The sequence below is a fragment of the Acidimicrobiia bacterium genome, assembly GCA_016650365.1.
Lineage (GTDB): Bacteria > Actinomycetota > Acidimicrobiia > Spongiisociales > JAENVV01 > JAENVV01.
The window spans coordinates 1-7804 of sequence record JAENVV010000206.1 but is presented as its reverse complement, the minus strand read 5'-3'; the positions used below and the strand labels follow the sequence as shown (position 1 = coordinate 7804).

6 protein-coding genes are annotated in these 7804 nt (G+C 60.9%); 1 reads left to right on the top strand and 5 read right to left on the bottom strand.

Annotation, left to right across the window (positions count from 1 at the left end):
• Nucleotides 1–110: 110 nt before the first annotated feature.
• Nucleotides 111–884: an SDR family oxidoreductase gene (locus JJE47_12435; protein MBK5268232.1), complete on the bottom strand. Its 774-nt coding sequence runs from the start codon at nt 882–884 to the stop codon at nt 111–113.
• A 53-nt stretch (nt 885–937) separates the two neighbouring features.
• On the opposite strand from JJE47_12435, the gene JJE47_12430 reads away from it, so the two are divergent.
• Complete coding sequence (locus JJE47_12430) at nt 938–1972, top strand: alcohol dehydrogenase catalytic domain-containing protein (GenBank protein MBK5268231.1); 1035 nt, start codon at nt 938–940, stop codon at nt 1970–1972.
• An 8-nt stretch (nt 1973–1980) separates the two neighbouring features.
• On the opposite strand, the gene JJE47_12425 is transcribed toward JJE47_12430, so the two are convergent.
• The 4 genes from JJE47_12425 to JJE47_12410 form a co-directional block, all read right to left on the bottom strand.
• Entirely contained in the window at nt 1981–3117 is a 1137-nt protein-coding gene (locus JJE47_12425; protein MBK5268230.1) for an MFS transporter, read from the bottom strand.
• Between the two features lie 96 nt (nt 3118–3213).
• On the bottom strand, nt 3214–4923 hold the full coding sequence (locus JJE47_12420; protein MBK5268229.1) for a CocE/NonD family hydrolase: 1710 nt from the start codon (nt 4921–4923) through the stop codon (nt 3214–3216).
• Nucleotides 4924–4959: 36 nt separating this feature from the next.
• On the bottom strand, nt 4960–6144 hold the full coding sequence (locus JJE47_12415) for an aminopeptidase P family protein (GenBank protein MBK5268228.1): 1185 nt from the start codon (nt 6142–6144) through the stop codon (nt 4960–4962).
• Nucleotides 6141–7804, bottom strand: a 1664-nt coding sequence (locus tag JJE47_12410) for a molybdopterin-dependent oxidoreductase (protein MBK5268227.1), incomplete at its 5' end; no start/stop codon positions are given. The genes JJE47_12415 and JJE47_12410, both read right to left, overlap by 4 nt.

The following is a 7804-nucleotide window of genomic DNA, read 5'->3' as shown; positions in this document are numbered from 1 at the left end:
TTCGCAACGGCTCTCCGTTCTGCCACGAACTGGCAAAGCCAGTCCACCCCGTCATCGCACCACCGCAGAACGGCTCGCCGTTCTGCCACGAACTGGCGCAGCCAGTTCGCCTAGTCCTCGCGCCACTTTCGGCCGGGCATGTGGTTGTAGATCGAAGCAACGATACCGCCGTCGACTACCAGCGGGTGGGCCGTGACCCACGATGATTCATCCGAGGCCAGGTAGACGGCTGCCGCGGCCACATCTTCGGGTTGGCCGATGCGGCCGGCCGGAGTGACCGCCTCTCGGCCGGCGCGGATTACCGGATCTTGTAGATAAGCAGTCAACGGGGTCTCGACATGACCCGGGCAAATGGCGTTGGACCGAATTCCATATTGCGCCCACTCGAGCGCCTGTTGTTTGGTAAGCATGATCACGGCCGCCTTGCAGCTCGAATACGCCCCCGCCCCCGGATAAGGAGCAAGCCCGGCATTCGAGGACAAGTTGATGATCGAACCCCCCCGCCCGAACTGCACCATCAATTTGGCGGCTTCGCGACCCACGACAAACGTGCCGAACAGCGCAACGTCAACGAGCGCCTTCCAGTCATCGCTTGAGAGATCAAGCAGAAGTCCCGGGGCGGGTTTGAGGGCACTATTGACCACAATATCAAGTGACCCAAACTGCGCCGCCGCCTGCCCGATTACGTCGATCACTCCGGCTTCGTCGGTCACGTCGAGGTCGAAGCTCAGTCCGTCCACTTCTGCGGCTACGGCTCGAGCCCCATCGACATCAACGTCGGCCACGGCCACCACAGCACCTTCCCTGGCGAACCAACGAGCGATTTCGGCACCAATACCCGAGCCACCACCGGTGATGAACGCAGATTTACCTTCCAACCTCATGTTCGGCCTCCTAGGTTCTGTGTATGCGAGCCTAGGAAACCAGGGAGGGCAACATGCGAGCTGCGCTGATGTATGGGAAAGGTGACATCAGGATCGAGGATGTTCCGATACCCGAACCGCGCCAGGGAGAGCTCCTTATCCGGGTAACGGCCGCCGGGATCTGCGGTACCGATCTCAGCGAATACACCCACGGTCCCAAGCTTTTCTCGATCGAGAACCGTCATCGACAGACCGGCCACCTTGGCCCGCTTATCCCGGGCCATGAGTTCGGGGGTCGAGTAGTCGGGGTCGGACCCGATGTCGACGGATTCACCGTCGGTGACCTGGTGGCAAGCGGGGCGGGCGTTTCGTGCGGAGCCTGTTTCCAATGCCTCGACGGATTGACCAACCTCTGCGTCGACTACTGGACGGTCGGATTGAACCGCCATGGCGGCCTGGCCGAGTTCGTGACAGCCCCCGCCTCGTGCTGCCTGGAAGTGGCCTCGCTCGGAATCACCGAGACCACTGTCTCGCTGCCTCAACCGATGTCGATCGCGGTTCACGCCATGCGACGCGGCCGGCCGGAACCCGGAGCGGACGTGGTCGTGGTCGGCGCCGGGGGAATCGGAGCGTTTCTCATCTATGCCCTGCTCGCCGCCGGGCATCGAGTCACGACCATCGACATCGACGAGGGCAAGCTGGACATTCCGTCGGCTCTCGGCGCCACCACAACCACGGACCCCGACGGGGTCGAACCGGTGAGGGTTGTCTATGAAGCAAGTGGAAGTGGCCCGGGACTGCGGACCGCCATGGCCGCCACGTTGAGCGGAGGGCGCACCGTGGCGATCGGCCTCCAAACGACCGACCCGACCCTCGATCTTCACGCCCTGAGCATCGGGGAGCGAGAACTGGTCGGGACCAACGCCCACCGGTTCGCCGAAAGCTTCGAATCGGCTGCTCGTCTTGTTGGCAGCCGCCAGGCAGGATGGTCCGATTTCGTCGCCGACCTGATCCCCCTCGACGATCTCACCTCTCGGGTACTGCCGGAAATGGCCGATCGTTCATCGAACCGGATCAAGCATGTCTTCGATCCAGCCGTCGGGAGCTGAAATCGACCCTACGACCTGACCGCCTCGCTCACCGGGCTCTTGTCATCGATCGGCAGGTGGACGATGGCGGCCAGCACACCCAGGACGATCGCAATGATCCACACGGTCTGATAGCTGCCGGTCGCGTCATAGAGCCGGCCCCCGAGGTACACACCGAGGAATGCCCCGACCTGGTGTGAGAAAAACACCAACCCGTAGAGGGTCGACAGATAGCGAGCCCCCAGCAGTTGAGCAACCGTCGACGAGGTGAGTGGAGCGGTTGCCAGCCAGACCACTCCGATGGAAGCACCAAAGAACAGGGCGGTGGCATTGGTGATCGGCAGGATCAGCAGCAGGGTGATGAGGACCGCCCTGGTGGCGTACAGAACCGACAACAGAGTGCGTTTGCGGTATCGGTCTCCCATCCAGCCAAACAGGAGCGAACCGACGATATTGAAGATTCCGATAAGACCGACCGTCAACGAGGCGATCCCGGTGCTGATGCCTTCGTCTTCGAGGAAGGACGGCAAGTGGGTTGCGATGAAGGCGACATGAAACCCGCATACGAAGAACCCGGCGACGAGCAGCAGGTAGCTGTTGTTGCCGGCGGCCCTCTTGAGGATGTCGATGAATTTGTCGTCCACGACAGTCGGACCCGCCCTGGTGATCTTGCGACCGGGAACGAACACGGTGGCAACGATCATGAGAATGGCCAGTCCTGCGAACAGATTGAATGAGGTGCGCCACCCGAAGGCGGTCAGAAGCTGACCGGCAGTCGGCGTGAGCACTGCCATACCCAACGAGGTTCCCGCGGTGATGAGCCCAAACGCGAAGGTCCGCCGTTGCGCGCTGACGACTTTGCCGACCGCCCCCAGAATGGTGGAGAGAGACAGAGCGCTGAACCCGGCACCGGCGACCAGCCCGAGTGTCAGATACAGACCCGAAGCCTGGGTCAGGCGCGAGGTAGCCATGAGCCCTACGGCAAACAGGACTGACCCGACAACCATGACTCGCCGATGGCCCACCTTGTCGGCGATCATGCCGGCGATGGGTACACCCATCGCCAGATTCAAGATGGCGATGGCCAGGCTGAACTGTTCACGCCCGGTTTGCAGATCGGCAACGATCGGCTTGAGAAACACTCCAAAGGCCTGTCGGGTACCCATCGCCAGAAAGGCGATGGAAGCGCCGGCGGCGATGACCACCCAGGCGGCGGTTGTCTTGGATTTTGGCGAGGCGTTGGTTAGGGCGATCTCTGCAACTTACCCGGGAATCACCGGGGTGAGGACGTGAGCGGGTCGGTCCGGTCCAAAATGGAGTGTCGTCGTTCCACCAAACAGCTCGGCCGGTCGGTCGCGTGGGTCATTGTGCAGGAACGGGCCGCAGCCGGTAAACACATTCTTGAAGTTCGACAGGGTCGCTTCCTCCATGACACCTTCGTACTCATAATCCTTGCCCTTGACCTGGAGCGCCACCGTGTAACCGGCCGGTACCACTATCGACGTCGGCCAGATCTCAATGTCGAGTTCGTAGACCTCACCGGAGGTCAATGGCTGTCGCTCGTCGTGTGTGTGATAGGGCCGGTAGGGCTCGGAAATGGCCGGGTCGAGTTTTCGGTGCGAAGCGCGCAACCAACCCTGAGCCAGCGGTGTCAACGGATCGAGTGCTCCCTGGAACGTGACTTCGGTTCCCTCCGGATCAAATGCCCGGAAAACAAGAAACAGATCAGCATCGGCGGTTGACGACGAGATCCACAGCTTGGATGCAAGCGGTCCGGTGAACTCGGTGTCCGTCGTTAGCGGTGCCGAGCGGAAGGTCAGCCCGTCCCCCATCGCCTCGAACGTTATCGCTGAAGACTCCGACTGCGGTTCGGTCGACAAGGAGAGGTCCGGGTGCAGATACATCTCGGTCCACTGCGTGCGCGGGATCGGCCAATCGGCTTCCATCCGCTTGACGAACCGTTCGCCGGGGTGGCGGACGAGCAGCTGCGCCCGGGGACGTTCGCCCCAACCGTTGGCGTCACCTTTGAGGAAATGGTCAAAAAAGGCGAGTTGTTGTTCACGGCCGTAGTCCGTGTAGAACTCGGTCCAATGCTCGATGCCATGCGCCTCGAGCCACTTGTCTTTCGAGGCGGCCCGAACGTATCCCTCGAAGTTGCCCCGGGGATGTAGGCCCTGGCCACCCCAGTTGGCCGCCGAGAAGATGGGTACTGTCACGTTCTCCCAAATGGGTGAACGATCCTTGTGATATTGATCGTCGAGCGGATGGGATACGATCTCGGCACCAAAGTCACATCGGTTCGCAGCTAGCTGCTCTTCGGACAGGTCCTCATCACCACAAACGTTGACTCCGGTGTTGGGATTGACTCCGCCCCGGCTACCCAACCCATATTGCACGGTCTTGACCTGCATGTCGTACCAATTCTCCCAGAAGGTACAGACGATTCCGCCGTGATGGGTCATATCGCGGTACCAGTCGGCGGCGCCCTCCCACGTGCAGATGGCCGCCAGATGAGGCGGCTGTAACGACGCCACATGCCAGGCGTTGATGGCGTAATAGGAAATGCCGTTCAGGCCCACCTTGCCGTTCGACCAGGGCTGCACGCCCGCCCATTCGACGCAGTCGTAGAAATCTTTCGTTTCCCGCGGCGAGAAGTGGTCAACGTATCCCGGCGACCGACCGGTTCCCCGAGAATCCACCCGCACGCAGGCATAGCCCTCCGGCACCCACCTTTCCGGGTCGACGACTTCCCAGTTCTGATACTTGTTCGACGAGTTGGCGGTGACGTCCGGGTGCTTCTCGGCCATCCGGGTCCAGGCACTCGGATAACCCTCCTGGAATGGCAATCCCTTCGCATAGGGCCCGTACGACAGGATGACCGGATGAACTGCGTCATCCATGGGTCGGTAGATGTCGGCCCGAACCACCAGACCATCGTCCATGGTGATCGGTACGTCCCAGTCGATACGCATCCCGTCGCGGTCTTCAGTAGTCATAGCTGCTCCCTCTTAACAGACGATCAGTTCGGTTGGATACTTCTGGATGACGTCGACGCCGTCGCCGGTGATCTGCATGACGTTGCCAACTTGAACACCGGCCGGTCCGTCGATGACGTTTGGTTGAACAACGAGCAGGGTGCCATCAGGATATACAAAATCGTCCGGGTGGGTAGCGCCCCGGTTGGCCCTAGTCCGAATAATCGGGGGAAGGTAGGCACCTCCAAACCCGTGTACGAGGTCGTCCCAGATGTCGAACCCCTGGCGCGAAATGATCTCGGCCGCATCAAGCACCTGACCAACGGTGGCCCCCGCCTTCAGCACGCCAACGATATCTTCATACGCTTGTACGGCTACGTCGTGCAGGGCCCGGTAGCGCTCATTGGGTTCGGCACCGATCGTGAACGTACGGAGAATCTGGCCTGAGTATCCCCAGAAGGTCGTGGAGATCTCGGTGACGAACACATCGCCTGCCTCGATGACCCGGTCAGGATGATATTGATGAGGAACGCAGATATCGGGTTGATCCATCTGTGTCGTAAGGCTGAAGTGGATGAGGTTGGTCCCTCGATGTCCGAGATAGACGTCCTCGACGATCCTGGCCACGTCAGTTTCATTGATGCCCGGTTGGAGCTGATTGGCCAGGGCGTCAATGGCGGCGTCGCCCATCGCCGAAGCTATCCGGACGAACGTCATCTCATCTTCGGATTTGGCAAGACGGAACTGCTGATAGACGCTATTGAGATCCACGAAGGTGGTGTCCGGGAATTCCGCCATCAAGATGTTGTAATCACCGTGAGGCACAACTCCGATAATTCCGATCCGGCGGCACCCTTTGAGGATGCCGACCAGTTCTTGGGCTTGATCGATCGGCGTGTCACCGCCGTAGCGAACATCGTCGATGACCGAAATACGCTCGGCGTCCGGCAGGTGGTTCCAGAGGCGTACCAGCAACAGCGGATCCTCACGGAACACGACGTACGACTGGACCTGCGACGGCCAATTCGAAAAGAACTGCACCGAGGTTTCCAGCGGACCGGTCGCTCCCCCCACCAGGACGACATCAAGATCGTGCTCGACTTTCACCGACTCGATCCACCGGTAGCGGCGGTCCATCTCCCGCTGCGGATAGCGCGGAAACCCGTTCACCTGCTCAAAAGCATCGGGTACCCAGTACGGCGGACCATACCTAGTCATGTTCGCGATCCTTCGATAAGCCCGAAAACCATCTCGGGAGTGATCGGATACCGGTCGATAACCGCCCCATAGGGGGCCAGCGCATCTTCAACGGCTGAAGCAATTGTGGCTGCCGCAGGAATGGTGCCGCCTTCACCAACCCCCTTGACACCGAGCGGATTGAACGGGGCAGGCGTGGTCGTATGCAGCTTAGTGATCTGCGGCATTTCGACTGCCGACATAATCCGGTAATCCATGAACGTGGTCGCGACTGGTTGACCGTCCTCGGTGAATGAGACTCGTTCGGATAGGGCATTGCCAAGACCATGAGCGATGCCGCCGTCGATCTGCCCATCGACGATCATCGGGTTGAGCACCACCCCACAATCATGGGCAACCACGTAGTGGACGACATCGACAAACCCGGTCTCCGGGTCGACTTCGACCTCGGCGACGTGGGTCCCAAAGGCGAACGCCGGCTTGTGCATCTGAAACGCTCGATCGGCGGCCAGTCCCGGGAGTTGGCGACCGCCCGGCAGTGGCCTGGCTCCAGTTCCTTGCATTGAAGCTGCCAGAAATCCGAGCGAAACCTCCGCACCCGGCTGCCCGACCACTTTGACCTTGCCGTCCTCAAACACCAGGTCATCCTCGGAGGCCTCCAGATGTTCGGCCGCCAGGGTCCGGGCCATACTGGCGATTTCTTGAGCGGCGAGATGAACCGATGAACCCGCCGTGACGGCAGTCCGACTGGCCACGGTCGCTATGCCGTACCCATAATGGCCGGTATCAGCCGAACGGATTCGAATTCGGGAAGGGTCCACTCCGAGTTCCTGGGCGACCAGTTGCGCAAATACCGTTGCGTGACCTTGCCCTTGTGAAGCCGCTCCGGTATCTACGACAACATCGCCAGACGGCAGCACCTCCACCCGGGCACCTTCGAATGGCCCGAGGCCGGTGTCCTCCGTATAGGAGGCGATCCCCAGACCGCGCAGTTTCCCTTCTGCCTCGCTCTGGGTGCGACGAGCCGCGAACCCGGCAACGGCATCCAACGCATTGTTCAGCGCCAGTTCGTAATCGCCGCTGTCCACCGTGACCGGGTTTCCATCGCGCGACTTGATCTCCCGCTCATAGGGAAAGGCGTCGGCCGGGATAAAATTACGTCGCCGAACCTCCACCCGATCGAGACCTGTCTCCCTCGCAATGGCATCCATGACCCGTTCTATCGCAAACGTGGCATATGGTCGGCCGGCACCTCGAATCGGGCTGGTTGGCGTCTTGTTGGTGTACACGACCTCGAGTGCCACATCCATGGTCGGGACCACGTACGGCCCAGGAGTCAGTTGAAGTCCTGTCGATGGCAGCACGAGGCCATACGGGACGTAGGCGCCATTGTCGTGAACGATCCGGCCACGTAACCCCAGGATCCGTCCGTCGCCATCGATCGCCACCTGATAGAGCTGGGACTGATCGCGCTGCTGGAGCGTCGACACAAAATGCTCCCGGCGGGTTTCGACCCACTTGACGGCGACCCCGAGCTTGAGGGCCAACACCGCCACCACGTATTCCTCGGCGTAGAGGGCGGCCTTTGGCCCGAACCCTCCCCCGACGTCTGGGGCGATTACACGGACCTTGTCACCTTCGAGTCCCAGAAACTCGACGAGATGGGTACGAAGCGGAAAGG

What these genes read in the sequence shown, in the direction of transcription:
- JJE47_12435 (MBK5268232.1), bottom strand. Translation starts at nt 884, where the DNA reads ATGAGGTTGGAAGGTAAATCTGCGTTCATCACCGGTGGTGGCTCGGGT.
- JJE47_12430 (MBK5268231.1), top strand. Translation starts at nt 938, where the DNA reads ATGCGAGCTGCGCTGATGTATGGGAAAGGTGACATCAGGATCGAGGAT.
- JJE47_12425 (MBK5268230.1), bottom strand. Translation starts at nt 3,117, where the DNA reads ATGGGTACCCGACAGGCCTTTGGAGTGTTTCTCAAGCCGATCGTTGCC.
- JJE47_12420 (MBK5268229.1), bottom strand. Translation starts at nt 4,923, where the DNA reads ATGCGTATCGACTGGGACGTACCGATCACCATGGACGATGGTCTGGTG.
- JJE47_12415 (MBK5268228.1), bottom strand. Translation starts at nt 6,144, where the DNA reads ATGACTAGGTATGGTCCGCCGTACTGGGTACCCGATGCTTTTGAGCAG.